The sequence below is a fragment of the Mesorhizobium sp. M1329 genome, assembly GCF_040318035.1.
Lineage (GTDB): Bacteria > Pseudomonadota > Alphaproteobacteria > Rhizobiales > Rhizobiaceae > Mesorhizobium.
The window spans coordinates 101,235-125,844 of record NZ_JAMYLN010000007.1 but is presented as its reverse complement, the minus strand read 5'-3'; the positions used below and the strand labels follow the sequence as shown (position 1 = coordinate 125,844).

Annotated in this window: 27 protein-coding genes and 1 pseudogene; 20 read left to right on the top strand and 8 right to left on the bottom strand. The window is 63.2% G+C overall.

Features of this window, described 5'->3' with window-relative positions:
- The first annotated feature begins 251 nt into the window (after positions 1-251).
- The 4 genes and pseudogenes from NKH21_RS09435 to NKH21_RS09420 all read left to right on the top strand — a co-directional run bounded on the left by NKH21_RS09435 (position 252) and on the right by NKH21_RS09420 (position 2,169).
- Entirely contained in the window at positions 252-449 is a 198-nt protein-coding gene (locus tag NKH21_RS09435; protein ID WP_352670050.1) for a hypothetical protein, read from the top strand.
- Positions 450-451: 2 nt separating this feature from the next.
- Positions 452-622: a hypothetical protein gene (locus NKH21_RS09430; RefSeq protein ID WP_352670047.1), complete on the top strand. Its 171-nt coding sequence runs from the start codon at positions 452-454 to the stop codon at positions 620-622.
- A 216-nt stretch (positions 623-838) separates the two neighbouring features.
- A pseudogene (locus NKH21_RS09425) lies at positions 839-1,041 on the top strand (hypothetical protein); the annotation flags it as partial.
- A gap of 177 nt (positions 1,042-1,218) precedes the next feature.
- A complete protein-coding gene (locus NKH21_RS09420) occupies positions 1,219-2,169 on the top strand; it encodes an NAD(P)-dependent oxidoreductase (protein ID WP_352864494.1) in 951 nt (316 codons plus the stop codon).
- Positions 2,170-2,456: 287 nt separating this feature from the next.
- On the opposite strand, the gene secA is transcribed toward NKH21_RS09420, so the two are convergent.
- Positions 2,457-5,189: a preprotein translocase subunit SecA gene (gene secA / locus NKH21_RS09415; RefSeq protein ID WP_352670357.1), complete on the bottom strand. Its 2,733-nt coding sequence runs from the start codon at positions 5,187-5,189 to the stop codon at positions 2,457-2,459.
- Positions 5,190-5,441: 252 nt separating this feature from the next.
- On the opposite strand from secA, the gene NKH21_RS09410 reads away from it, so the two are divergent.
- Positions 5,442-6,359, top strand: a complete 918-nt coding sequence (locus tag NKH21_RS09410; protein ID WP_352670354.1) for a peptidylprolyl isomerase — start codon at positions 5,442-5,444, stop codon at positions 6,357-6,359.
- 43 nt (positions 6,360-6,402) lie between these two features.
- Here the strand turns inward: NKH21_RS09410 and NKH21_RS09405 are convergent, their stop codons facing one another.
- Positions 6,403-7,059 (bottom strand): TetR/AcrR family transcriptional regulator, encoded by a 657-nt coding sequence (locus tag NKH21_RS09405; RefSeq protein ID WP_352670351.1) that lies wholly within the window; start codon positions 7,057-7,059, stop codon positions 6,403-6,405.
- 109 nt (positions 7,060-7,168) lie between these two features.
- On the opposite strand from NKH21_RS09405, the gene NKH21_RS09400 reads away from it, so the two are divergent.
- Positions 7,169-7,405 (top strand): putative antibiotic biosynthesis monooxygenase, encoded by a 237-nt coding sequence (locus NKH21_RS09400; RefSeq protein WP_352670349.1) that lies wholly within the window; start codon positions 7,169-7,171, stop codon positions 7,403-7,405.
- A 3-nt stretch (positions 7,406-7,408) separates the two neighbouring features.
- Here NKH21_RS09400 and NKH21_RS09395 read toward each other — a convergent pair whose 3' ends face one another.
- Entirely contained in the window at positions 7,409-8,635 is a 1,227-nt protein-coding gene (locus tag NKH21_RS09395; protein ID WP_352670346.1) for a caspase family protein, read from the bottom strand.
- A 180-nt stretch (positions 8,636-8,815) separates the two neighbouring features.
- Between NKH21_RS09395 and argJ the strand changes: the two genes are divergently transcribed.
- From argJ to NKH21_RS09370, 5 genes are all read left to right on the top strand, one after another.
- Positions 8,816-10,057 carry a bifunctional glutamate N-acetyltransferase/amino-acid acetyltransferase ArgJ gene (argJ, locus tag NKH21_RS09390; RefSeq protein ID WP_352670343.1) on the top strand — a complete coding sequence of 414 codons (1,242 nt, stop codon included), beginning with the start codon at positions 8,816-8,818 and terminating at the stop codon, positions 10,055-10,057.
- On the top strand, positions 10,057-10,836 hold the full coding sequence (locus NKH21_RS09385) for a GNAT family N-acetyltransferase (RefSeq protein WP_352670340.1): 780 nt from the start codon (positions 10,057-10,059) through the stop codon (positions 10,834-10,836). Before argJ ends, NKH21_RS09385 begins: the two co-directional genes overlap by 1 nt.
- The gene (locus tag NKH21_RS09380) at positions 10,833-11,255 is read left to right on the top strand and encodes a (deoxy)nucleoside triphosphate pyrophosphohydrolase (RefSeq protein WP_352491816.1); all 423 of its coding nucleotides are present in this window, start codon (positions 10,833-10,835) and stop codon (positions 11,253-11,255) included. The genes NKH21_RS09385 and NKH21_RS09380 overlap by 4 nt, the downstream gene beginning before the upstream one ends.
- 127 nt (positions 11,256-11,382) lie before the next feature.
- Positions 11,383-11,688: a hypothetical protein gene (locus NKH21_RS09375; protein ID WP_352864490.1), complete on the top strand. Its 306-nt coding sequence runs from the start codon at positions 11,383-11,385 to the stop codon at positions 11,686-11,688.
- A 108-nt stretch (positions 11,689-11,796) separates the two neighbouring features.
- Positions 11,797-11,976 carry a Flp family type IVb pilin gene (locus tag NKH21_RS09370; protein ID WP_352566909.1) on the top strand — a complete coding sequence of 60 codons (180 nt, stop codon included), beginning with the start codon at positions 11,797-11,799 and terminating at the stop codon, positions 11,974-11,976.
- Positions 11,977-12,026: 50 nt separating this feature from the next.
- Here the strand turns inward: NKH21_RS09370 and NKH21_RS09365 are convergent, their stop codons facing one another.
- Positions 12,027-12,899, bottom strand: a complete 873-nt coding sequence (locus tag NKH21_RS09365; RefSeq protein ID WP_352864488.1) for a methyltransferase domain-containing protein — start codon at positions 12,897-12,899, stop codon at positions 12,027-12,029.
- A 54-nt stretch (positions 12,900-12,953) separates the two neighbouring features.
- On the opposite strand from NKH21_RS09365, the gene NKH21_RS09360 reads away from it, so the two are divergent.
- The 4 genes from NKH21_RS09360 to NKH21_RS09345 are packed head-to-tail and all read left to right on the top strand — an operon-like array spanning position 12,954 to position 15,378.
- Positions 12,954-13,754, top strand: a complete 801-nt coding sequence (locus NKH21_RS09360) for a ComF family protein (protein ID WP_352864485.1) — start codon at positions 12,954-12,956, stop codon at positions 13,752-13,754.
- 37 nt (positions 13,755-13,791) lie between these two features.
- Positions 13,792-14,061: a glutaredoxin 3 gene (gene grxC, locus NKH21_RS09355; protein ID WP_352670329.1), complete on the top strand. Its 270-nt coding sequence runs from the start codon at positions 13,792-13,794 to the stop codon at positions 14,059-14,061.
- Positions 14,062-14,071: 10 nt separating this feature from the next.
- The gene (locus tag NKH21_RS09350) at positions 14,072-14,956 is read left to right on the top strand and encodes a carbon-nitrogen hydrolase family protein (protein WP_352670326.1); all 885 of its coding nucleotides are present in this window, start codon (positions 14,072-14,074) and stop codon (positions 14,954-14,956) included.
- Complete coding sequence (locus NKH21_RS09345; protein ID WP_352670323.1) at positions 14,953-15,378, top strand: DUF1178 family protein; 426 nt, start codon at positions 14,953-14,955, stop codon at positions 15,376-15,378. The genes NKH21_RS09350 and NKH21_RS09345 overlap by 4 nt, the downstream gene beginning before the upstream one ends.
- Before the next feature lie 113 nt (positions 15,379-15,491).
- Here the strand turns inward: NKH21_RS09345 and NKH21_RS09340 are convergent, their stop codons facing one another.
- Positions 15,492-16,292, bottom strand: coding sequence for an SDR family NAD(P)-dependent oxidoreductase (locus tag NKH21_RS09340; protein ID WP_352670320.1), 801 nt, complete (start codon positions 16,290-16,292; stop codon positions 15,492-15,494).
- A gap of 158 nt (positions 16,293-16,450) precedes the next feature.
- Between NKH21_RS09340 and NKH21_RS09335 the strand changes: the two genes are divergently transcribed.
- Both NKH21_RS09335 and NKH21_RS09330 read left to right on the top strand, forming a co-directional pair.
- Positions 16,451-17,671, top strand: a complete 1,221-nt coding sequence (locus NKH21_RS09335; RefSeq protein ID WP_352670317.1) for a helix-turn-helix domain-containing protein — start codon at positions 16,451-16,453, stop codon at positions 17,669-17,671.
- Positions 17,672-17,680: 9 nt separating this feature from the next.
- Complete coding sequence (locus NKH21_RS09330; RefSeq protein WP_352491808.1) at positions 17,681-18,334, top strand: Vgb family protein; 654 nt, start codon at positions 17,681-17,683, stop codon at positions 18,332-18,334.
- A 74-nt stretch (positions 18,335-18,408) separates the two neighbouring features.
- Here NKH21_RS09330 and NKH21_RS09325 read toward each other — a convergent pair whose 3' ends face one another.
- Entirely contained in the window at positions 18,409-19,902 is a 1,494-nt protein-coding gene (locus NKH21_RS09325; RefSeq protein WP_352864480.1) for an FAD-dependent monooxygenase, read from the bottom strand.
- 69 nt (positions 19,903-19,971) lie between these two features.
- Positions 19,972-20,457: a MarR family winged helix-turn-helix transcriptional regulator gene (locus tag NKH21_RS09320; RefSeq protein WP_352864478.1), complete on the bottom strand. Its 486-nt coding sequence runs from the start codon at positions 20,455-20,457 to the stop codon at positions 19,972-19,974.
- Between the two features lie 101 nt (positions 20,458-20,558).
- Between NKH21_RS09320 and NKH21_RS09315 the strand changes: the two genes are divergently transcribed.
- A complete protein-coding gene (locus NKH21_RS09315) occupies positions 20,559-21,449 on the top strand; it encodes a DMT family transporter (RefSeq protein WP_352864476.1) in 891 nt (296 codons plus the stop codon).
- Positions 21,450-21,468: 19 nt separating this feature from the next.
- Here NKH21_RS09315 and ubiG read toward each other — a convergent pair whose 3' ends face one another.
- Entirely contained in the window at positions 21,469-22,218 is a 750-nt protein-coding gene (gene ubiG / locus NKH21_RS09310) for a bifunctional 2-polyprenyl-6-hydroxyphenol methylase/3-demethylubiquinol 3-O-methyltransferase UbiG (RefSeq protein WP_352864474.1), read from the bottom strand.
- Between the two features lie 213 nt (positions 22,219-22,431).
- Between ubiG and NKH21_RS09305 the strand changes: the two genes are divergently transcribed.
- Positions 22,432-23,001, top strand: a complete 570-nt coding sequence (locus NKH21_RS09305; protein WP_352864472.1) for a putative glycolipid-binding domain-containing protein — start codon at positions 22,432-22,434, stop codon at positions 22,999-23,001.
- Positions 23,002-23,198: 197 nt separating this feature from the next.
- A complete protein-coding gene (locus NKH21_RS09300) occupies positions 23,199-24,452 on the top strand; it encodes an aspartate kinase (protein WP_254816709.1) in 1,254 nt (417 codons plus the stop codon).
- Positions 24,453-24,610 lie beyond the last annotated feature (158 nt).

Genomic DNA, 24,610 nt, shown 5'->3' with positions numbered 1-24,610 from the left:
GTTTTCCGCTTCTTTTCTGGCTACGCGTGTAGCGAAAACACATTAAGAAACGGTTGGGTGAGCGGAGCCCTTCGCCCCGTCTCTATACGGGGAGAAGGTGCCGGCAGGCGGATGAGGGGCGGGTGCGCTGCTTCCTATTCATCATTCGCGCAACCCTTCACCCTGCTCGGTAGTGTCTCAGGTTGAAATACGCGGAAACGCCTATCTCGTTTGCCCCATATGCGAAAACGCCTATATGCTTAGCGGAACGCATGGCAGCAACAATGGTCTACACTGTGATCTGGTATGGAAGGCAAGGCATCGTCGACAAGGTGATCTTCGACGAGGAGAAGACCGCGAAAGATCATGCAACCTCCATGTTCCAAATCCGAAAGGGTGACGATGGAATCGTGTCCGTTGAAGTTCGTAAGGACAACGGCGCTGTCGTCTTTAGCCATGCGGAGAACTAGGAATGCCAACCGGACCTAAAGGCCAGAAGCGCCCCGCCGACATTATCGGCAATGTCGTTCGCGTCATGCGGATTGCCACTGGCGAGGAAGCCGACGACGTGATTGACGACGGCAAAGACCTGCCGCGAAAGCGCTGGGCGCGAAAGGCGGCAAGAAGCGGGCCGAGATTATGAGGCCAGAGCGTCGGGCTGAGATCGCCAAACATAGCCGCCAGTGAAAACCTGATCGCAGCATCTGCCGAAATAGGCTTTTGCAAGAATCTCTATCCCAGAAGAGGGATGCGTGGAATTCAACCAGCTAGGTGACCTCGAACGCCGTGCCCTGCGTCCCGGCAACGTCCGCAGTGCCGACAGCAGGAAAGATGTTCTGGCACCACTTACCAGGTGACAAAGAAGCTCATCAAGATCGGTGCCGAGGTTATCAGCCATGGGCGTTATGTCGCCTTCCAGATGCGGAGGTCGCTATCCCGAGGCAACTCTTCACCGACATCCTGCGGTTGATCGCGGAACTCCGGCCATCGCCCATCCATCACCGGCGTGACCGGCCCGGTTGTCATGCGTTCCAGCAAAACCAGGGGAGAACTATGCCTTGAAGAAAGCGAAATCGATATCCTCGGCCAGCAGCGGGCAGACATCACGGCTTTGGCGGATCACCAACGCCATTTTTGCCGGGGTCTGGTCTTGCAACTGGTGCCAGTTTGCGCAAACCTCAGTCTCAACAGACTGGTAATCCGGTGGATGCCTGATTACCTGAATCTGGGAGGGGCGAAGTGTTAGGCGAGCCCATTACCGTTCTGATGGTCAATGAGTATCCTGACTACATTGATGCACAAGTATGGGCTGCTGAGCTGAAAACCCGTGTGCCGCAGCTGGAGTTCAGGCTTTGGCCAGACGCCGGGAACAAAAGTGACATAGATATTGTGCTGATCGACAAGGGCGCCAGTCCTGGCTTTTTTGATGCCATGACGGGGCTAAGCGCCGTCGTCTATTTGGGAGCCGGTGTCGAGGGTATTGATCTTCAGAGCTTTCCCAAGAGTGTTCCGCTCATCAGGCTCGCAACGCGTGAGCAGGCTTCGGAAGTGGTGCAGTACATCGTCCTTCGCGTTCTCTGCCAGCAACGGCATGTTGCGGATTACATGAGTCTACAAGCCCGCAAGTTGTGGAATCCGATCGCGCCGCGGAAGATCTCCGAGACAAGACTTGTTGTGCTGGGTGCGGGCCGGATCGGTGGCTGGGCCGCAAAGCTGTTTGCAGACTTTGGCTACGACACAGCAGTCTGGTCTCGTCATCAAAAGACGCTTCCTGGTATACACAGTTACTTTGGCCGTGCCCAGCTTGCGGACGCACTCACAAATCGGGACTTCGTTATCTGTTCACTTCCCCTGACTGGTGACACTCGTGGGATACTGAACTCGAGTGCCTTTGGAACAATGAAGCGAGGTGCCTACCTTGTGAACGTCGGCAGGGGCGCGCATGTCAACGAAGCCGACCTGATCCGCGCTCTCGACGAAGGTCAGCTTTCTGGTGCTTGTCTTGACGTGTTTGAGCGTGAACCGCTGGAGGCTTCATCGCCGTTGTGGACTCATCCCAAGGTGACCGTCACACCTCATGTCGCGAGCTTCTGGGTGGATTCTGGAATCGACCAGGCCGCCGATCTCTGCGGTCAAGTCGCAAGAGGAGAGCCTCTGTCCAACAAGATCGACCTCGAACGGGGTTATTGAATCGAAGTAGTGTCTTTACCCACTTTAGCAGGTTCCGATCTTCATGAAGCGCGGACATCAGCGCGTGCGTCAGCCGGCTATTAGATTTCAAACTGAAACACCACCGACGGTCGAGATACAGAAAATTCGAAATGCGTATTTTGGTATCGGCGGGACAGCGCCCCCTGTAGCCTGCCGGCCATCTCCCCCTCAAGTGGGGAGATCGACTAGTCGCCAACGCCTCTGCTGCCCTTCATCGCCCTTTCGGGCACCTTCTCCCCGTGAACGGGGAGAAGGAAAGGTGGTGCTTACGCAAACGCCCCATGACAATGCTTGTATTTCTTGCCCGACCCGCACGGGCAGGCTTCGTTGCGGCCGACCTTGCCCCAGGTCGCCGGGTTCTTCGGGTCGCGGTCTTCGGGGGCGACGATGGCATTGGTCTCCTGGCGGACCAGCACCGCCGTCTCGCCGCCTTCGAAATCGTCCTCGCCGGTGCTGCCGTCGATATGGCTGCCGAACATGTCGGGGGCTTCCGGCGGCGGCGCTTCCGCCGCCTGGCGGACCAGCTCGACGCGCATCAATTGCGCGGTGACGGCCTGGCGCAGGTTGCCCAGCATCGCTTGGAACAGCTCGAACGCTTCGCCCTTGTACTCCTGCAGCGGATCGCGCTGGGCATAGCCGCGGAAGCCGACGACCGAGCGCAGATGGTCGAGATTGACGATGTGCTCGCGCCACAGATGATCGAGCGTCTGCAGCACCACCGACCGCTCGACATAGGCCATCACGTCGGGGCCGAATCGCTCGGCGCGATCCTTGGCGGCGGCTTCGGCGGCCTGGCTGATGCGCTCGCGGATGTCGTCCTCGGCAATGCCTTCTTCCTTGACCCAGTCCTCGACCGGCAGATCGAGATTGAGGAATTCGGCGATCTCGGCCTTGAGGCCGGCGACGTTCCACTGCTCGGCATAGGCGTTTTCGGGAATGTTCTTGGCGACGATCTCCTCGATGACGCCTTCGCGCATCTCTGTGATGGTCTCGGACAGGCCTTCGCCGTCCATCAGCTCGATGCGCTGCTCGAACACCACCTTGCGCTGGTCGTTGGAGACGTCGTCATATTTCAAGAGGTTCTTGCGGATGTCGAAGTTGCGCGCCTCGACCTTCTTCTGCGCCTTTTCCAAGGCCTTGTTGATCCACGGGTGGATGATCGCCTCGTCTTCCTTGAGGCCGAGCTTCTGCAGCATGCCGTCCATGCGCTCGGAGCCGAAGATGCGCATCAGGTCGTCCTGCAGCGACAGGAAGAATTTCGAGCGGCCGGGGTCGCCTTGTCTTCCTGAACGACCTCTAAGCTGGTTGTCGATGCGGCGCGATTCGTGGCGCTCGGTGGCGAGCACGTAGAGGCCGCCGGCGGCGAGCGCCTTTTCCTTCAGCCGGGCGATGTCGTCGCGGATTTCCTTTTCCCTGGTCTCGCGCTCGGGGCCGGCCGGCATGTCGCCAAGCTCCTCGGCGATGCGCATGTCGGCATTGCCGCCGAGCTGGATGTCGGTGCCGCGGCCGGCCATGTTGGTGGCAATGGTGATGGCGCCGGGTTTGCCGGCCTGGGCGACGATCGCCGCCTCGCGCTCGTGATGGCGGGCGTTCAGCACCTCGAAATCCTTGAAACCTTCCTTGCGCAGGCGCTCGGCCAGTTGCTCGGATTTCTCGATGGAAGTCGTGCCGACCAGCGTCGGCTGGCCCTTGGCGCGGGCTTCCTTGATCTCCTTGACGATCGCCCGGTATTTCTCCTCGACCGTCCGGTAGACCTCGTCGTCTTCGTCGATGCGGATGACCGGCAGGTTGGTCGGGATCTCGGTGACGTCGAGATTGTAGATGTTGGCGAATTCCTCGGCCTCGGTCAGCGCCGTGCCGGTCATGCCGGCGAGCTTCTTGTAGAGGCGGAAATAGTTCTGGAAGGTGACCGAGGCGAGTGTCTGGTTCTCCGGCTGGATCGCCACATGCTCCTTGGCTTCGAGCGCCTGGTGCAGGCCTTCCGAATAGCGGCGGCCTGGCATCATGCGGCCGGTGAACTCGTCGATGATGACGATCTCGCCGTTGCGCACGATGTAGTCCTTGTCCCTCTGGAACAGCCGGTGCGCCTTCAGCGCATTGTTGACGTGGTGGACGATGGCGACGTTCTCGACGTCGTAGAGCGACTCGCCCTTGAGCAGGCCGGCATCGCGCAGCATGTTCTCCAGCTTTTCGGTGCCTTCCTCGGTGAAGATCGAGGTCTTCTGCTTCTCGTCGATCTCGTAGTCCTGCGGCTGCAGCTGGATGATGAAGGTGTCGATGGTGTTGTACATTTCCGAACGATCCTCGAGCGGACCGGAAATGATCAGCGGCGTGCGGGCTTCGTCGACCAGGATGGAATCGACCTCGTCGACGATGGCGTAGCTGTGACCGCGCTGCACCATCTGGGCGCGCTCGTATTTCATGTTGTCGCGCAGATAGTCGAAGCCGAGCTCGTTGTTGGTGGCGTAGGTGACGTCGGCGGCGTAGGCGACGCGGCGCTCCTCGTCGGACAGGCCATGGACGATGACGCCGACCTTAAGGCCGAGGAATTTGTAGACGCGGCCCATCCATTCCGAGTCGCGCGTGGCCAGGTAATCGTTGACGGTGACGACATGGACGCCGTTGCCGGCGAGCGCGTTGAGGTAGACCGGCAGCGTCGCCACCAGCGTCTTGCCTTCGCCGGTGCGCATCTCGGCAATGCCGCCATTGTGCAGCACCATGCCGCCGATCAGCTGCACGTCGAACGGCCGCATGCCGAGCACGCGGCGCGCGGCCTCACGCACGGTGGCGAAGGCCGGCACCAAGAGGTCGTCGAGGCTGGCGCCGTTGGCGATATCCTGGCGGAATTTGTCGGTGCGGGCCTGAAGCTCGGCGTCGGAGAGCGCCCGCATCTCGTTTTCCATGGCATTGATCGCCTCGACGCGCGGCCGGGTCGATTTGACCCGACGATCGTTGGAGGAGCCGAAAACCTTACGGGCGAGACCGCCGAGACTGACCATCCAATGGCCCTTTCGATAGCATTCCAAGTCATTGCGACGGGCGCCGGCCGGCCCCATCAAATCCACGTGAACGCGGACAAACGCAAAAAGCGCCCGGAAAACGGTTCTGGACGCAAAGTCGTTGGACAGATAAGAGGGGGCTCATTCGATGTCAACGCCGCGCTCGCCCTGTCGACCGCGCCAAATTCCGCCACAATCCTGCTGGTCTGGAAGCCATTCCGCTCTAGCTACCCCGCTTTGGAGATAATCGTAATGTCTATATTGTTCCGCCGCGCGTCGCTCGCCAGCCTTGGTCTGGCATTCGGGCTGACGGCCCTCTCGCTGTCGCCGCTGATGGCGCAGGAAGCCGCCCCTGCCCAGCCGGCAGCGCCCGCCCCGGCGGCCAAGCCGGTCGATCCGAACGCCGTGGTCGCCACCATCAACGGCCAGACGCTGACCGAGGCAGACCTTGGGCTTGCCGAGGGCGAGCTGTCGCAGCAGTTCGCGCAGCTTCCGCCCGAGCAGCGCCGCGCCGCGGCACTGTCGGCGGCGATCGAAATCCGCGTCATGGCGGCTCAGGCGGTGACCACCGGCCTCGACAAGGATCCCGACTTCCAGCGCCGCATGGCCTTCCTGCAACAGCGCGCGCTGCATGGCGAAATGGTCGAGAAGGGCGTCGTCGACAAGGTTACCGATGCCGAGGTCCGCGCCCGCTACGACCAGGAAATCGCCAACACGCCGCCCAGCAATGAGGTGCACGCCCGTCACATCCTCGTGAAGACGAAGGAAGAGGCAGACGCCATCATCAAGCAGCTCGACGGCGGCGCCGACTTCCAGAAACTCGCCAACGAGCACACCAGCGATCCGAGCGGCAAGACCAGCGGCGGCGATCTCGGCTGGTTTGGGCCTGGCCAGATGGTGCCGGAGTTCGACAAGGCGGTGTTTGCGCTGGCAGTCGGCAAATACACCGAGCAGCCGGTGCAGTCGCAGTTCGGCTGGCACGTCATCAAGGTCGAGGACAAGCGCACCAAGCAGCCGCCGGCCTTCGACCAGGTCAAGGACCAGGCGCGCCAGGCGGTCATCCGCGACAAGTATTTCGCGCTGGTCAAGTCGCTGCGCGCCAACGCCAAGGTCGAAATCCCCGATGCGAACCTGAAGAAGACGGTCGACGCGCTGGAAAGCGCGAAGTAGGCCAGATTGGGCTACGACAGGGCGCGCTGCCGCCCTGTCGCTTCTATTTGCTAGGGCGAGCGATGATGCGTCGACGCCGCCGCCGGACCGCCGTGGCGTCGCCGGCATCGCCAGCGACTATGCCTTTCAAGATATAGCCGACCGCCCTGCGTAAGATCGCTTCGTCCTCGTCCAGGCGGTCTGTCAGAAGGTGCGCCCAGGCAAACGAGGCGATCAGGTCGGCGACGACCGTGGCATCGACATCGGCTGCCACCTCTCCCCTTGCCTTGGCGCGTTCGACCATCTGGCCGGTATGGACGCGACGCCCTCTTGCGTATTCGGCGAGGGCGGCGGCGGCTTTTTCGTCCGACTGCGCCTCGGCAATCAGCGATCTGAACACGCTGCCCGACGATGTGTCGCGCCAGTGCGCGAACAAGCTCTTCAGGAAGCCGACGAGATCCTGCTCCAGGTTCCCGGTATCGGGATTGTCGACGCGCTTTTGCCGCTGGTAAACGTCGAGCAGCAAGGCGGCCTTGCTTGGCCACCAGCGATAGATCGTCGGCTTTCCGGCGCGTGCGCGGCGCGCCACAGCCTCGATCGAGAAGCCGGAATAGCCGGCTTCGACCAGCACCGCCTCGGCGGCATCGAGAATGGCATCGGCGCTTTCGGGGCTGCGCCGTGCGCCGGCTGACTTGCGCCCGGGATCGGTGGCTTCGCCCATTTCTTTGTCCTTACCCGCGATTTCTGCAGCCATCATATACAACTCTTGACGAAACGAAACGATCCGTTTTATATGTAACGGAACGTTCCGTAACGATAAGGAGAGTTTGATGAACTCGACCGCCGTCACCCGCTTTTCGCGCCTGCGCTTCGCCGTGCTGGTGCTGCTCGGCGTCTATCCACTGATCACTGCCATTCTGTACGTGGTTTTTCCGCTGACGCAGGAATGGCAAATCTGGCAGCGTACGCTGGTCATCGCGCCGCTGATGGTCTCGATCATGATCTGGGGACTGATTCCGGGGGTGCAGCGGGCGTTTCGCGGCTTCATCAACCCAGCGGTCCGCTGATGTTCATTCCAGCGCTTGCGACGTTTCCGACGCAACGCGCCAGGCGCCATCGGCCAGCACGAGTTCCAGCGTCACCCGCGCCCTGCCGGTCAGGCGCTGCGCCGATTTGTCCTTCGGCACATAGTCGTAGCGCATGGCGAAAACCACGTCGGCACGATCCTTGCCGTTCGGCGTCACTTCGAGGCTGCCGGGCTCGAGACCGAACGACCACGACGCCCATTGCGCGAACCAGTCGGTCTTGACCTTGACGATGGCCTCGCTGTCGTAACGCGTGCCGTAGATGGTGGCCGACGAACCATAAAGCCGCTTGACGGTTTCGCGCATTCTCCTGGCATCAGGCGCCAGATAGTCGTCGCGCAGGAATTTTTCGATGGCGCCCTTGTCGCCGACGGAGCGTTCGAGCGCGGCCACCTCGGACGCGGGCGCCGGGCTGACGGCCGGTTTCGGTTGCTGGGCAGTGTCGCCGCCCGGAACGAATTCGAAACGCTCGAGCAGCGACCCCTGCTCCCAGGGACGCTGCGCCTCGCGCGTTGCCGAAACGACGTCGCGGCGCACCGCGATCATCATGTCGTTGATGCTTTGTCCGGGCTCGGCCATGTGCCGCAAAAGTGCGGCCGCAAAGGGCGAGTTGCGCCCCGTCCCGTCCATTGCCACGGCGCCGGGCGCCGTCGAGAAGGCGATGAACGAGCCGCGTGTCGACTCGAACTGGGCAAGGCCGACGAGAGCCGTCGCCGAGCGCGTCGTGGCGCTGAGGCTGAGACTTCGGGCAAACGGGTTGTTGCGGCAGGCATCGAGGAAGACCAGGCTGACCTTGGTCTGCTGCTCCATGATGTCGAGAACCTCGTCGATCGGCACCGCCTCGAGCTGCAGCTTGACCGGCATGTCCAGCCTGGCATCGACCGGCACGATGAAGTTGCGCCCGTCGACCTGCAGGCCATGGCCGGCATAGTAGAACAGCCCGGCACCGGCGCCTTGCAGCGCATCTGAGAATTCGCCGATCTTGCGTTCGAGCTCGCGCTTGCCGAGATCGTTGCCTTCGATCACCTCGAAACCGATGGCGCGCAGCTTGTCGGCGATGTCGAGCGCATCGTTGACGGGATTGGCCAGCGTACCGGCTTCGGCGTAGCTGCCGTTGCCGACCACAAGCGCCACGCGCCGCGCCGTCTGCGCATCGGCGCGCAGCAGCAGAAAACCCAGAAACGCCAGTGCCAAGACCACAAGCCTGCCCATGGGGCAGGATCATAGCGCTATCGGTCGCAGCGACGTCAACAAATTTGCAACAGCCGGCTTGCTGCATGAGGCAGTGTCAGGCTTCCGGCACCCGTAACAGCTGTGAAAACGCCTTGCGCCAGCGCGTGCTATCGGGCAAACCGGCGTTCCTTTCGCGATTTTTCCCGCCCGGGGTCTTCCATGTCCACACAGGTTTCGCCGCTCGCGCCGAAGAAATATCCCAAGATGCCGGTGATCGAGGGCGTGCGCATCGCCACCGCCGAGGCCGGCATAAAATACAAGAACCGCACCGACTTGCTGGCCATGGTGTTCGACGCCGGCACCACCGTCGCCGGCGTGTTCACCAGGTCGAAATGCCCGTCGGCGCCGGTCGATTTCTGCCGGCAGAACCTCGTGGCTGGCAAGGCACGGGTGCTGGTGGTCAATTCCGGCAATGCCAATGCCTTTACCGGCCAGAAGGGCCGCGCCTCGACGGCACTCACGGGCGAGGTGGCGGCGAAGGCGGCCGGCTGCACAGCAGGCGAGGTGTTCCTGGCCTCGACCGGCGTCATCGGCGAACCGCTCGACGCCGGCAAGTTCAGCCATCTGCTGGCCGGGCTGGTCAAGGACGGCAAGCCGGAATTGTGGACCGAAGCCGCCAAGGCGATCATGACCACCGACACCTATCCCAAACTGGCGACCGCGACGGTCAAGCTCGGCGATGCCGACGTCATCATCAACGGTATCGCCAAGGGCGCCGGCATGATCGCGCCCGACATGGCGACGATGCTTTCCTTCATCGCCACCGATGCGCCGATTGCAGCACCCGTGCTGCAGGATCTCTTGTCGCGCGGCACGGCCAAGACCTTCAACGCGGTTACCGTCGACAGTGACACCTCGACCAGCGACACGCTGCTGATGTTCGCCACGGGTGCTGCCGCCAGGCGGGGCGCGCCGGCAATTTCCGATCCCAAGGATGCGCGTCTCGGCGCCTTCCGCCGTGCCCTCGGCAAGGTGCTGAAATCGCTTGCACTGCAGGTGGTGCGCGACGGCGAGGGCGCCCGCAAGCAGGTCGAGGTCACCGTCACCGGGGCCAAATCGGCCCGCTCGGCCAAGCGCATCGCGCTGTCGATCGCCAATTCGCCGCTGGTCAAGACGGCAGTCGCCGGCGAGGACGCCAATTGGGGCCGCGTCGTCATGGCCGTCGGCAAGGCCGGCGAACCGGCCGACCGCGACCTTCTGTCGATCTGGTTCGGCGACAACCGCCTGGCCTATCAGGGCGAGCGCGACGCCGCCTATTCCGAGGAGGCGACTTCGGCGTATATGAAGCGCGACGAGATCCGCATCCGCGCCGATATGGGCATCGGCCGCGGCAAGGCGACGGTGTGGACCTGCGACCTCACCAAGGAATATGTCGCCATCAACGGCGATTATCGGAGCTGATGACGTTGGCTTCCAGACATCCGGCAAGCGTGCTGGCGATCGTGCGCCGCTATGAGGCGGCCGGCTTTCGCGCCTGGCCGGCGGCCGCCGTCCATTATGACGGTACCTGGGTGGTGCGGCTGACGGCCGGCCACCCGGCCAAGCGGCTGAATTCGGTCAATCCGCTCGATCCAGGCGACATCCAGCACATTGCCGAGCGCATCGGCCGCGCCAGCCGCCGCTTCGACGCCTATGGCAGGCCGCTGACCTTTCGCATCTCGCCGCTGTCGGGGCCTGATCTTTCAAAGTACCTCGACAGCGAGGGCTGGAGCACATTCGCCGAATCGCTGGTCATGCGGCTGCCGCTGGCGGACGCCACGCTCGACGACGCCATGGATCAGATTCCGTTGAAGGACATCAGCCGTTTCATCGGCGTCGCGCTCAAGGTGAGCGGTTCGGATGTGTCGCTGCGGCCGGGCCTGTCGGAGATCATCGGCGCCATCCAGCCGGAGGCCGGGCTGTTTGCGCTGGAGGCCGGGAGCGAGCCGCTGGCAACGTTGATCTGCGTGCACGACGGCGACCTTGCCGGCCTGTTCGAGATCGCCACCGACAGATCGGTGCGCAACCAGGGCTATGGCCGCCATCTCATCCGGTCGGCGTTGAAATGGGCGCGGCTGCGCGGGGCGCGGGAAGCCTGGCTGCAGGTCGAGGCGGACAACGCGCCGGCGCTGGCGCTTTACCGTTCGCTCGGATTCGACGAAGTCTATCGCTATCACTATCGCCGGCCATCCGGCGCATGAGCGGCTTGGATACGGTCGGCAAGCGCCTGCTCCTGGTCGCCGCCTGCGCTCTGGTCGATGCCGACGGGCGCGTGCTGTTGGCGCAGCGGCCCGAAGGCAAGCAACTCGCCGGCCTGTGGGAGTTTCCGGGCGGCAAGGTCGAGCCCGGTGAGACGCCGGAACAATGCCTGATCCGCGAATTGTACGAGGAGATCGGCATCGAGACCGACATCCCTTGCCTGGCCCCACTCACCTTCGCCAGCCATTCCTACGATGATTTTCACCTGCTGATGCCGCTGTTCGTCTGCCGTCGCTTCCGCGGCATTGCCCAGCCGAAGGAAGGCCAGGTGCTGAAATGGGTGCGGCCGCGCCAGATGCGCGATTTTCCGATGCCGCCGGCCGACGCCCCGCTGATCCAGTTCCTCATCGATCTGCTGTAACGGCCGACCTCCCGCAAACCAGGAAGCTCCACAACGCGCTGCCAGCAGCGTTAATGAAAGATTTATCTGGCCGTGAAAAATTGACGCAAGGCGGTTACGCCGATTCCACCGCTGGGGAGCGATTTGCATGAGCTTCGACAAGGACTGGGACTCGCCTTGGTCCGACCGCCTTCCTGGCGCCGCCAATGCCGACATGGGAATATTGCGCATCGCCCTCCTGTTCGGCTCGGCCGCAGTGGCTCTGGCCTTGATCGCGACGCCCTACCTCGACAGCCGGACCCGCTCGCAGTTTGCCCGCGACGGCCTTGATACGATGAGCACCGGCTCGATCGGCCAGCGCGATAGCTATACGCTGCGCAAGAGCGTGCTGCAGCCGCTGCCCAGTTCGGTTTGCGTTATACGGGCCGATGGCAGAAGCAGCGGCGACTGCTGACTCCTCAACAGATCTCTAGAATGCAGCTGGTTCACCGCCCATTAAGCCTGTCGCGTTAACCTTTCTTAACGGGTCGGCGCTAGGTTAGGGCAAGAGGGATGGGCGCCCATGAAAATCTTGCTGCAACGATTTTTAGAAGACGAGAGGGGTGCGACGGCTATCGAATATGGTTTGATCGTTGCCGTGCTGTCGCTTGCCATTGTCGCTGGCATTGGCCAGGCTGCCGGCGCCATCCAGTGGTTGTTCAGCGACAACAGCAGCAAGCTTGCCAACGCTTTTGGACAGTGACCCGCTTAGTTTTTGCGTGGGATAGCTTAGCTTTTGCGCAGGGATTCCGCTCAGGGGCCACCGGGGTTTTCCAGGATTGTCTTCAGCGATATTTTTGCGGAGCCCGGCTTCAGCGGCTTTTGCTGAGAGGCATCGGGGGCCCAGCCTGACATCCAGACCACCGAGAAACTCGCCCTGACGCGGCCATCGGCATCCGAAAACCGCTCCGTATAGATTTCGGCGGCGCGCGCGAACAACGCTCGCGTGCCCGGCCGCCTGCTGCGGTCGACAAGCGCGCTGGTCTCGCCCATGGCGCGCAGGTCGGCGATCAGGCCAAATAGCGAATCGTAGCGCACCGTGATCGTCTCGACGTCGGCAACCGGCAGTGCCAGGCCGGCGCGCTGCAGCAGCGCGCCGGCGTCGCGGACGTCGGTGAACGGGATCACACGCGGGCTGGCGCCGCCATAGAGCTCGGTCTCGGCGGCAAGCAGGCTTTCGCGCAGCTCGGAGAGCGTGCCTGTGCCGGCGAAGGCGCCGAGGAAAAGCCCGTCCGGCTTCAACGCTCGGCGGATCTGCACCAGCATGCCTGGAATATCATTCATCGCTTGCAGCGACAGCAGCGAGACTGCTAGGTCGAGGCTTTCCGGCTCGAATGGCACGGTTTCCAACGGCGCCAACAGTCCTGGCTGGCCGCCCAGGAAAGCGGCGTCGGCCTCGACGCGCATGTTTTCCGTCACCTTGCCGCTTTCGGCGAGCACCTCTGCTGCTGCCGGCGTCTGGCAAAACAACGAAGCCGCCTTGCCGAAGCTGCGTTCGACGGCGCCGAGCCGGTCGGCAAGATCCTCGGCCGCCCGCCGCATGAGGAAATCCACGCCGGCGATGGGACGGGCCAGTGCCCGGCGCTTGCGCGCCAGCCAGAGCGAGGTGTCGATTACAGGCTGCAATGGACAGGTCCTTGTGCTTCGCTCTCTGATATAGTGATGCGGAGGACCAACCACGTGGCCGATCCCATGCCAGAGATCAAGCGTATTGCGACCAAGCGCATTGCCAGCAAGGCATTGGGCTGGCCAGCGCGCCTCTTGTTCCCGCCGGTCTGTGCCGGCTGCCGCCGCCATGTCTCGCAGCCCGGCGTGTTGTGCGGCGCCTGCTGGCCGAAACTCAGGTTGCTGGAACGGCCATGGTGCCCGGTGATGGGCACGCCGTTCACCCACAGTATGGGTGAGGGTTTCCTGTCGGCGGAGGCGATAGCCGACCCGCCGCCGTTCGAGCGCGCGCGGGCGGCGGTTGCCTATTCCGGCGTTGCCCGCCAGATGGTGCAAGGGCTGAAGTACCAGGACCGCACCGATCTGGCGCCGTGGATGGCGCGCTGGATGCTTCGCGCCGGTGCCGAGCTCATCGCCGAGGCCGATGTGGTCGTGCCGGTGCCGCTGCACTGGCGGCGTTTCTTCCGGCGGCAGTTCAACCAGTCGGCGGAACTGGCGCGGGCGGTGGCGCAGCTCGGGGAGCGGCCTTTCGCGCCATCAGCTATCAAGCGCGTCAAACTCACGCGCCAGCAAGTCGGGCTTGAGCGGCGGGAACGCGAGGAAAATGTTCGCGCCGCATTTAAAGTGCCTGATGAGGCGGAGATCGAAATCGCCGGCCGCCGGGTGCTGTTGATCGACGATGTCTACACCACCGGCGCCACCGTCCGCGCGGTCGCCAGGGCATTGAAGAAGGGCGGTGCCGGCGCGGTCGACGTACTGACCTTCGCGCGCGTGCTGCCGGGGGACTTTCGGGCCGACGAATCGGCGCCTATATAGCCTATATGACAGCGGAACGAGGCAGGGTTGCTGACCGATGGTCGATGTGACGATCTACACGCGGATGATGTGCGGCTATTGCACCGCGGCCAAACGGCTGCTCGACAGGAAGGGTGTCGCCTATACCGAGCACGACGCCTCCTTCTCGCCGGAACTGCGCCGGGAAATGATTTCCCGGGCCCACGGCCGCTCCACCTTTCCGCAGATATTTATCGGCGACACGCATGTCGGCGGCTCCGACGATCTCCACGAATTGGAGGCGGAAGGACGGCTGGACGGATTGCTCGCCAACGGCTCGACCAGATAAGGACATGACCATGGGTGCCATCAAGTCGGGGGGTGCTTTCAAGGCGGCGGCGATCCAGATGCGTTCGGGAACCAGCCCGGAGCGCAATGCGGTCGATCTGGAACGGCTGGTGCGCGAGGCGGCAGGTCTTGGCGCGACCTATGTCCAGACCCCGGAAATGACCGGCGCGCTGATCCGCGACAGCCAAGCGCGGGCCGCTTCCTTTACCTCCGAAGACAAGGACATCGTCGTCTCGACGTCGCGGATGCTGGCCAGCGAGCTCGGCATCTTCCTGCATATCGGCTCGACCGCTATTCTGCGCGCCGACGGCAAGCTTGCCAACCGTGCCCTTCTGTTCGGGCCGGACGGCGCCACGATTGCCACCTACGACAAAATTCACATGTTCGACGTCGATCTCGACAATGGCGAGAGCTGGCGCGAATCCGCCGCCTATGAGCCAGGCACCGAGGCCGTCGTCGCCGAAATCGATGGCGCGAAGCTCGGCTTTGCCGTCTGCTACGATCTGCGCTTTCCGCAGCTGTTCCGTGCCGAGGCGCTGGCCGGCGCCGATCTGCTTTCGGTGCCCGCCGCCTTCACCCGCCAGACCGGCGAAGCGCATTGGCATGTGCTGCTCAGGGCGCGCGCCATCGAGAACGGCGCCTACGTGGTTGCCGCCGCGCAAGGCGGAGTGCACGAGGACGGCCGCGAAACCTATGGCCATTCGCTGATCGTCGATCCCTGGGGCCGCATCATCGCCGAGGCTGCCCATGACGAGCCGGCGGTGATCGTCGCCGAGATCGACGCGGCGCAGTCAGTCGCCGCGCGCAAGAAGATACCGAATCTCAAAAACGCACGCGATTTTGCCGTAAACGCCGGTTCGGCGCAGGCAATGCCGCTCAGGGGTGCCGCCTCTTGATCCGCTTTTCCCTGATCTGCGAGCACGAGCACGAATTCGAAGGCTGGTTTCGCAGCAACGACGATTTCGACACGCAGAAGAAGCGTGGCTTCGTCGATTGCCCGACCTGCGGCTCGCACAAGATCGAGAAGGCGCTGATGGCGCCGGCCGTCTCGACCGGGCGCAGCCGAGAAAAGATTGCGCTCGCCATGGGCGAGGCCCAGAAGCAGGCGCTGGCGCAGCTCAAGGCGCTGGCCGAAAAGGTGCGCGAGAACGCCGATTATGTCGGCGACAAATTTGCCGAGGAAGCGCGCAAGATCCATTTTGGCGAGAGCGATCCGCGCGGCATTTATGGCGAGGCGACGCTGGAGGAAGCCAAGAGCCTGGCCGACGACGGCGTCGAGTTCATGCCTATTCCAAGTTTCCCCGACGATCGCAACTGATCCGTCAACCTGCTCCGGACATAGCGAGGCATCTCTTTGCCAGGCAGCGCCGTGAAGGTCGGGCGGCGCCGAGGGGCGGCGATGCTGCCGCCCCTGCAGAGGCGTCTGCAGTTTCAGGCCGAGCAGCAAGGATGGGCCTCGCGGGCAATCGTTTCGCTGCTTCTTTCATACCCACTGTCTGACGGGCTTGCTTCACTGGACGGACTTGCTTCCGCATAGGCTGCAAACTGGCGTTCAAGCGCCTTGACCGCACTGCTGCGCCAGCCCTCCGCCAGGGATTCCGACATGGGATCGGGGAAGATTTCCTCTTCGCCGTTCTCCACTCCGTCCAGGATCGCCCGCGCAACAGACTCCGGAGAGGCCTTCGCGATGTCCAGGCCCCGTGTCATGTCCGTGTCCACCGGGCCGGGAAGGACCCTGTGGACGCTGACACCCCGTCCGGCCAGGAGCGTGCGCAACGACTGCGACAGCGAGAACGAGGCCGCCTTCGAGACTGAGTAGGCCGGACTGAACGGCACTGCGGCAATCGAGGCCAGCGACAGAATGTTGACGATGGCTCCTCGCGACCGGGCCAGCAACGGCAGCAGTGCCTGGGTAACGTCGTACGAGCCGAAGAGGTTGACGGCGAGCTGTTGTTCGAGCACACGACGGTCGCTGAGGTCGTCGAAGGGCGATACGCCGGCGTTGTTGATGAGGATGTCGAGAGCATCGATCTTCTCGACCGCCTCCCGGATCTGCGCAGCGTTGGTCACATCCATGGTCAGGGACGTCACACGCCGGTCCGGGTGGGCCATGGCTTGGCGGGTTGCTGCATAGACGCGCTTTACGCCTCTGCTCAGGGCTTCCTCGACCAGTGCCCGACCGATGCCCCGATTGGCTCCAGTCACCAGGATGGTTGAACCTTCGATCTTCATTGCGTCTCTCCTAGTGCTTATCGTTGCGTTCGAGCTAGTGCACAATCGCGCCGCAACTCAGGTTGGCTACAGTCGCCGTTGTCGATACGACTGGTTGGTGAGATGGACTTAGCGCCGGACGTCGAAGCCATGGGAGTGACAAGTGTGACGGGATTCCGATGGACTCGCTAATCACGGCCGCGGCGCATGCGCTTGCGGCGGGCGATCCGCTCGGCGCCTTGAAGCGGGTTGCGCTGCGCGACGATGCGCCGGCACTGGCGCTGCGCGGCATCGCGATGGCGCAGCTTGGCGACCTGGTTCGGGCGAAGGTTCTCCTCAAGAGGGCGGCGCACGCATTCAGCCCGAGGGAGGCCGTGGCCCGCGCGAGGTGTGTCGTCGCCGAGGCCGAGATCGCGCTCGTCTCGCGCGACCTTACCTGGCCGGCCAAGGCACTCGACGCCGCGCGGGCGACGCTTGAAAAGCATGGCGACCGCGTCAACGCCGCGCATGCGCGCAACCTCGACGTCCGGCGCTTGCTGCTGATTGGCCATCTCGACGAAGCCGAGCGCAGGCTGGACGGCTTCGATCCCTCGCCGCTGCCGCCGGCATCGCGGGCTGCTCACGAGCTGGCTGTCGCCGGCATCGCCATCCGTCGCTTGCGGACCGGCCCTGCGCGCGCCGCCCTTGGCCTGGCGGCGCGGGCGGCGCGCGCGTCCGGCATCGCCGCGCTGATGGCGGAGGTGGAGAGCGCATCGCTGGTGCTGGACACGCCGGCCGCACGCCTTGTTGTGCGTGGCGAGGAACGGCCGATCCTGCTCGACGAAGTCGAAGCCCTCCTGGCGTCGGGGGCGCTCGTGGTGGATGCATGCCGCAATGTCGTGCGGGTCGCAGATACCGTCGTCTCGCTGGCGACCCGCCCGGTGCTGTTCGCGCTGGCCCGTGCGCTGGCCGAAGCCTGGCCGGGGGACGTGGCAAGATCGACGCTTATTGCGCGCGCTTTTCGCGGAAAGGACGCGGACGAATCACATCGCGCACGGTTACGGGTCGAAGCCGGGCGGCTTCGCGCGGAGCTTCGGAGCTTGGCCGATGTGAGCGCGACGAAGCGGGGCTTTGCGCTGGCGCCACGCCGCGCAGGTGAGGTCGTCGTGCTGGCGCCGCCCGTCGAAGAAGAGCATGCCGCAGTGCTCGCCTTCCTCGCCGACGGCGAGTCGTGGTCGAGTTCGGCCCTGGCGATTGCGCTTGGAGCCAGTTCGCGTACCGTGCAGCGGGCGCTCGAGCAGCTTGCCCAGGCCGGCAAGGTGCAGTCGTTCGGCCGCGGCCGGGCGCGTCGCTGGATGACCCCGCCGCTGACGGGTTTCCCGACAATCTTGTTACTCCCCGGCCCACTGCCGGGCTACTAGGATAGAATCATGGAACGATCCGCAGCCGAAATCCTTCGAGAATATGGGCCCTTTCCGGGTGTCGACCACGTGGACGGCGTTACCTTCGACGGTGAGCATGTCTGGTTTGCCTCAGGCGACAGATTGAACGCCTTCGATCCGGCGAGCGGCAAAGTGGTGCGCTCGATCGATGTCGCGGCACACGCCGGAACGGCTTTCGACGGCCAGTACCTCTATCAGATCGCGGAGGATCGCATCCAGAAGATCGATCCGAAGAATGGCCAGGTGCTGGCGTCGATCCCGGCTCCTGGCAACGGCGGTGATTCCGGGCTCGCCTGGGCCGAAGGAACGCTCTGGGTCGGGCAGCACCGGGGCCGAAAGATTCATCAGGTCGATCCCGAGACAGGAGCAATCCTTCGCACCATCGTTTCCAACCGCGTCGTTACCGGGGTCAGCTGGGTCGACGGCGAGCTTTGGCATGGCACCTGGGAGGGTGAGGAGAGCGATGTCCGGCGGATCGATCCTGAAACGGGTAAGGTCCTGGAGAAGCTCGATATGCCGCCGGGAACAGGCGTGTCGGGGCTCGAATCCGATGGCGGCGACCAGTTTTTCTGTGGCGGCGGAAACAGCGGCAAGATCAGAGCTGTTCGTCGGCCCAAACGAGGCTCGGCGGCCAGGATCTGAGTTTTTTGCCGTCGGTACCCGTTTGATTTCGGGACCATTCAACCAGGTCAAGAGCTAACTGGTTTTCGCGGCTTTTAGCCCGGTGGCCCGAACCAGGTGTTCATCGCGTCTTGAAGACCATCCTGCGTCCTGTCGCCTACCCAAGCAACATATCCATCGGGTCGGATTAAAACTGCGGTTGGAGCGGAGACCAAGCCTAGCCGAGGCAACTCCCATGGATCGTCACATTTGGCGTAAACCACCTTAATGCGGTCTGACCACGGCTTGACGTCGAAGCTGCCCGGCGCACCGAGATTCAAGAGCACTGGCCGCGCATTTTGGTGGAGCGCAAATACGCGCATAGGACCATCAGGCGTGGCCAGGTCGAGGTCAGGCATGCGGCGGCCGACCAGCGGATGCCCCTGGCCGAAGTCGTAATGGATACCAAGTCCGGACATCTCGGCAGCGATCCGTTTGCGAGTCTCCTCCATCCCAAGGAGCTCTGATACGATTTCACGCAAGGCTTCAGTGCGATCATCAGTATGTTGCAATGCGACCTGTGCCATTGTCGTTCGCAACACGCGGGCCGCAATCGGATGCCGCTCGATGTGATAAGTGTCGAGCAAGCCTTCAGGCGATGTTCCTTTCACCACTTGGGCCAACTTCCAACCGAGGTTCACCGCATCCTGCACACCGGTATTGAGGCCTTGTCCGCCCACCGGGGAATGCACATGGGCGGCATCGCCCGCTAAGAGAACCCGGCCCTTGCGGTAAGCCGCCGCTTGCCGCGACATGTCGGTGAACCTGGAAATCCAGGTTGGGCTATGGATTCCGTAATCTGTTCCGCATGCGGCGACGAGTGCTTCGCGGAGATCGCGCAGCGTGGGCTCGGTCGTGGCGCCGACACTCTTTTCAGTGACCATGACGCCTATGGGACCTTTATCGGCAAAGACGACCTTGCCGTCACGAATTTCGTACTCTTCCCTGCCAAAGGCGTGGATGCCAAGTGCCGTGCGATGAATACCCAGTGGCGGCTCCTCCGCCATCTCGGCCTCGGCGAGGATGCTGCTGGTCGTCGCATCCCATCCTCGAAACTCAATGCCAGCAGCTTTGCGGACCAGACTGCGGCCTCCATCACACCCGACGAGATAGCTTGCCCGCAGCGACCCACCATCGGACAGTTCGATGGTGACGCCGGCGTCGTCCTGCACGAAACACGTCAATTCACGGCCGCGATAGATCGGCACTGCCAACTCGCTGACCCATCCAGCTAGAATGCGCTCAATGTGTTTCTGCCTCAGCGCCAGCCCGTAGTTGTGGCGGGTCGGAAAATCGCTGATGTCTAAACGCATCGCCGCGAATCCCGTGACTTGGGCTATTTGCCCTTCCGCGAGGAACCGGTCCGCGATGCCGCGCTGATCGAAAACTTCGAGAGTACGTGAGCTCAGACCGCCAGCACGCGAACCGGCAAGCTCTTGGTTCGGGCGGCGTTCGACAATGGCTACGTCGATGCCTGCCAACGCCAACTCGCCTGCCAGGGTTAGGCCCGTCGGACCTCCTCCGGCAATCACGACTGCATGTTCTGTCATCCGCAAACTCCCCCGGCAGTTACGACTCCCAATGCAATGATCGCAGAGTCCTAGTGGTTGCCGTTTGGGCTAGCTCAGGCTCGCTATCAGTTTTTCGAGCAGGCGTGCGAGCATGATCTGCTCCGGGCGCGCTAACCCAGAAAGTATCTGGTGCTCGTTGGCGACGTGAGCGGTAACCGCCTCGTCGATCAGAGCGACGCCCTTCCCGGTCAGTTGCACGACAATGCCACGGCGATCATCGGGATGCGGCCCGCGCTTGATCAGGCCGGATTTCTCGAGCCGATCGAGGCGATTGGTCATCGCGCCCGACGTCACCATTGTCGCCTCGTAGAGAGCCGTCGGTGTCAGCGCGTATGGCGGCCCGGAACGACGCAGCGTCGCCAGCACATCGAATTCTCCGGATTGCAGCCCGTAACTTGCAAACAGCGGCGCCAGCCGCTCTCGCGCGATCAGCGAGGCGGCCTCGTTCAGCCGTCCGAGCACGGCCATCGGCGAGACATCGAGATCCGGCCGCTCCTTTTTCCATTGCTCGATCGCTTTTGCCGCGCGATCCATGTCTCTCACCGTTATGTATCTTGACGTAAAGAATCTTTATATTATCTTACCTCAGCTTGTGGTGTAGGCCAAGGGCCGCGGACGGGCGACGGGACGGTGCGATGAAATTTCTCTGGGACTCGGCGCTTGGCCTTCTGGTCGTCACCGGCGGACTGCTCGGCCTGACGCTGCCGTTCGGCAAGATCGCGACGGCGGCCGCCGTGCCCGCCATGGTCTGGGCCTTCGTCATCTCGCTTGGTGCCGGCGGCGTGCTTTTGTGCGCATTGCTGCTCAACGGCAAGCGCATGCGGCTTACGCCGCACAGACTGCGCTATTTCTTCGTCACCGCGGCCGTCTCCTATGCAATCCCCAATCTGCTGATGTTTTCAGCCATTCCGCATCTGGGTGCCGGCTACAGCGGCATCATGTTCACGCTGTCGCCGGTTGTCACGCTGGTGTTCTCGATGCTGCTCGGCGTCAGGCGCCCGACCATGCTGGGCGTTGTCGGCATTGCCGTCGGTTTCGTCGGCGCAGTCATGGTGGCGGTGACGCGCGGCGAAGCGGGCCAGCCGGCCGAATTTTTCTGGGTGGCGATGGGCCTGCTCATCCCGGTCAGCCTCGCCGCCGGCAATATTTACCGCACCGTCGACTGGCCCGAAGGCACCGGCCCGATCGAGCTTGCCGTCGGCAGTCATCTGGCAGCAGCCTTGATGCTGTTTTCCGGCATTCTGGTCCTGCTGGGCGGCAATGCATTCGGCTCGCTCGGCGGCGTGCCGCTGGTCGCTGCGGCACAGGTGGCATCAGCCTCGGCGATGTTCGCATTCTTCTTCCGGCTGCAAGCGGTCGGCGGCCCGGTCTATCTCAGCCAGATCGGCTATGTCGCGGCGGCGGTCGGGCTGTTTGCCGGGACCCTCTTCCTCGACGAGCGCTATCAATTGCTGACCTGGGCCGGTGCCGTCATCATCACCGCCGGCGTGTTCATCACCACCAAAGCGCAAAGCCAGAAGACATAGGGGCCAGAAGGCGTAAGGTTCAGACGGATGCCTTCTCCGCCAGCACCATGTAGTTGACGTCCATGTCCTTCGAGCGCTGCCAGCGGTCGGCGAGCGGGCTGTAGGTGACCCCGGTGCGGTCGATGACGGTCAGGCCGGCGCCGGCAAGCGCTTTTTCGAGTTCCTCGGGACGCACCAGCTTGCCGAACTGGTGGGTGCCGCGGGGCAGCCAGCGCAGCACATATTCGGCGCCGATGATGGCCAGGCCCAGGGCCTTCAGGGTGCGGTTGATAGTGGCGACGAACATGATGCCGCCAGGCTTGACCATCTCGCCGCATTTGGCCAGGAACAGATCGACATCGGCGACATGCTCGACCACTTCCATGTTGAGGATGACGTCGAATTTTTCGCCGGCGTCGGCCAGATCTTCCGCGGTCGTGGCGCGGTAATCAACGCTCACGCCGACTTCCGCCGCATGCATCTTGGCCACTTCGATGTTGGTGACTGAGGCATCGGCACCGACCACTTCGGCGCCAAGCCGCGCCATCGGCTCGCACAACAGCCCGCCGCCGCAGCCTATGTCGAGGAAGCGCAGGCCTTCGAACGGCCGTGCCGCACGCGGATCGCGGCCGAAGCGGGTCGCCACCTGGTCGCGGATATAGGCAAGCCGGATCGGGTTGAACTTATGCAGCGGGCGGAACTTGCCGTTCGGGTTCCACCATTCGGCGGCAAGGGCGGAAAAGCGTTCCACCTCTCCGGCATCGATCGTCGATCGTCGGGGCTCTGGCATGGTTTGGTCTCCTCGGACGCTAGGAAGTCGGGCGCGAGGCTGCGAATGTCAAGGCGCGAAATTCACCGCCGGCGGCGCGATGCGCGCGATGCCTGCCGGCGCCGTCTTTTGCCGGCTGCATTTGTGTCAGCACGTGTCAGTTGATGGTGTGCCGGAAGGAAACACCTAGGCTTTGGCGAACGAAGCAGAGACATCGGGTTCGGAGGAGTGCGCATGATGCGAGCGGTTGCTTCCATTCTTTGGCGCCGGCTTGACCAGGAAGGCCACGACGCTTGCCTGCTGTCAGAAGCGAGTTCCGGGTGGAACCTGAGGGGACACGCGCTTTTCGTCCAGGACGGCAAGCCGTGCAGCATCGCCTACGAGGTGGACTGCGACGCCGATTGGCATACACGATCGGCGCGCGCCGACGGCTTTTTCGGCACGCAAGAGCTGCATTACAGGATCGATCGGCTGACCGAGCGCCAATGGGCGCTGAACGGCGAGCATCAAGCGGAAGTCGACGGTCTCATCGATGTCGATCTCGGCTTCACGCCCGCCACAAACCTTGTGGCGCTTCGCCGTTTTGCCCTCGATATCGGCATGGCGACGCCCGCCCCGGCAGCCTATCTGACATTTCCCGAACTCAGGCTCGTGCGCCTGGAACAGAGCTATCAGCGCGTCGATGCGGCACATTACGCCTATGCCGCCCCGATGTTCGGCTACAATGAGATGCTGGAGATCTCGCCGCTCGGTTTCGTCCTCGACTATCCGCGCCTGTGGAGAGCCACGGCACAGCTGGGCTGAGGCGCGCGTCATTTTGGCAAGAAGTATGCAAGCCCGATGCTGCGCTGGTGTGTCGCCCGGCCGGCAGCGGCGGCACGCCTTGCGAAACGACTGTCATTTGGCTAAGGAGGCCGCGCATTGAGCGCCCAGCCACAGCTTGGCGCATTTTTCGCTCTTCGGCCTTCGGTCCGGCATCCAGTCAAAGGCATTTCGCTTCCATGGCGCGCATCGTGATGAAATTCGGCGGAACGTCCGTCGCCGACATCGCCCGCATCCGCAATGTGGCGCGTCATGTCAAACGCGAGGTCGATGCCGGCCATGAGGTCGCCGTTGTGGTCTCGGCGATGGCCGGCAAGACCAACGAACTCGTGCAGTGGACGCGCGAAGCCTCGCCGATGCACGATGCGCGCGAATATGACGCCGTCGTCGCGTCCGGCGAGCAGGTCACCGCCGGCTTGCTGGCGATCGCGCTGCAGAATATCGGCGTGCATGCCCGCTCCTGGCAAGGTTGGCAGATCCCGATCAAGACCGACAACGCGCATGGTGCGGCGCGCATTCTCGATATCGACGGCGCGTTCCTGATCAAGCGCTTCGGCGAAGGCCAGGTGGCGGTGGTCGCCGGTTTCCAGGGCATCGGGCCGGACAACCGGATCGCAACGCTCGGCCGCGGCGGTTCTGATACCAGCGCTGTCGCCATCGCGGCGGCGGTCAAGGCCGACCGGTGCGATATCTACACCGACGTCGACGGGGTCTACACGACCGATCCGCGCATCGAGCCCAAGGCGCGGCGGCTGGCCAAGATTTCCTTCGAGGAAATGCTCGAAATGGCCTCGCTCGGGGCCAAGGTCCTGCAGGTGCGCTCGGTCGAGCTTGCCATGGTGCACAGGGTGCGTACCTTTGTGCGGTCGTCCTTCGACGATCCCGATGCACCCGGAATGGGGGATTTGCTCAATCCGCCGGGAACGCTTATTTGCGACGAGGAAGAGATCGTGGAACAGCAGGTCGTCACCGGAATTGCCTATGCCAAGGACGAAGCGCAGATTTCGCTGCGCCGCGTCGGCGACCGTCCGGGCGTCGCCGCCGGCATTTTCGGGCCGCTGGCCGAGGCCAACATCAATGTCGACATGATCGTCCAGAACATTTCCGAGGACGGCAAGTTCACCGACATGACCTTCACCGTGCCGTCCGGCGATGTCGACAAGGCGCTTGCGGTGCTCGAGCGGCTGAAGGCGACGATCGGCTACGATGTGGTGCAATCGGAAGCCGGCATGTCGAAGGTCTCGGTCATCGGCATCGGCATGCGCAGCCATGCTGGCGTCGCCGCCACCGCCTTCAAGGCGCTGGCCGACCGCGCGATCAACATCCGCGCCATCACAACGTCCGAAATCAAGATTTCGATCCTGATCGACGGTCCCTATACGGAACTAGCAGTTCGCACTTTGCATTCCGTGTACGGTCTGGATAAGCAGTAGCAGACTGCATCGGCCCGAAAATCGGAATCGATTTTCGGAAGGCAGGATGCAGCGGATCGAAAGTCTTGGAGCGGCCTTTATGCGTCCAATTGGACGATGGCGCTCTAATTGAGTTGTTGCGTTTGTGCCGCTGTGCAGGGCAACCTGCACCGGTTGAA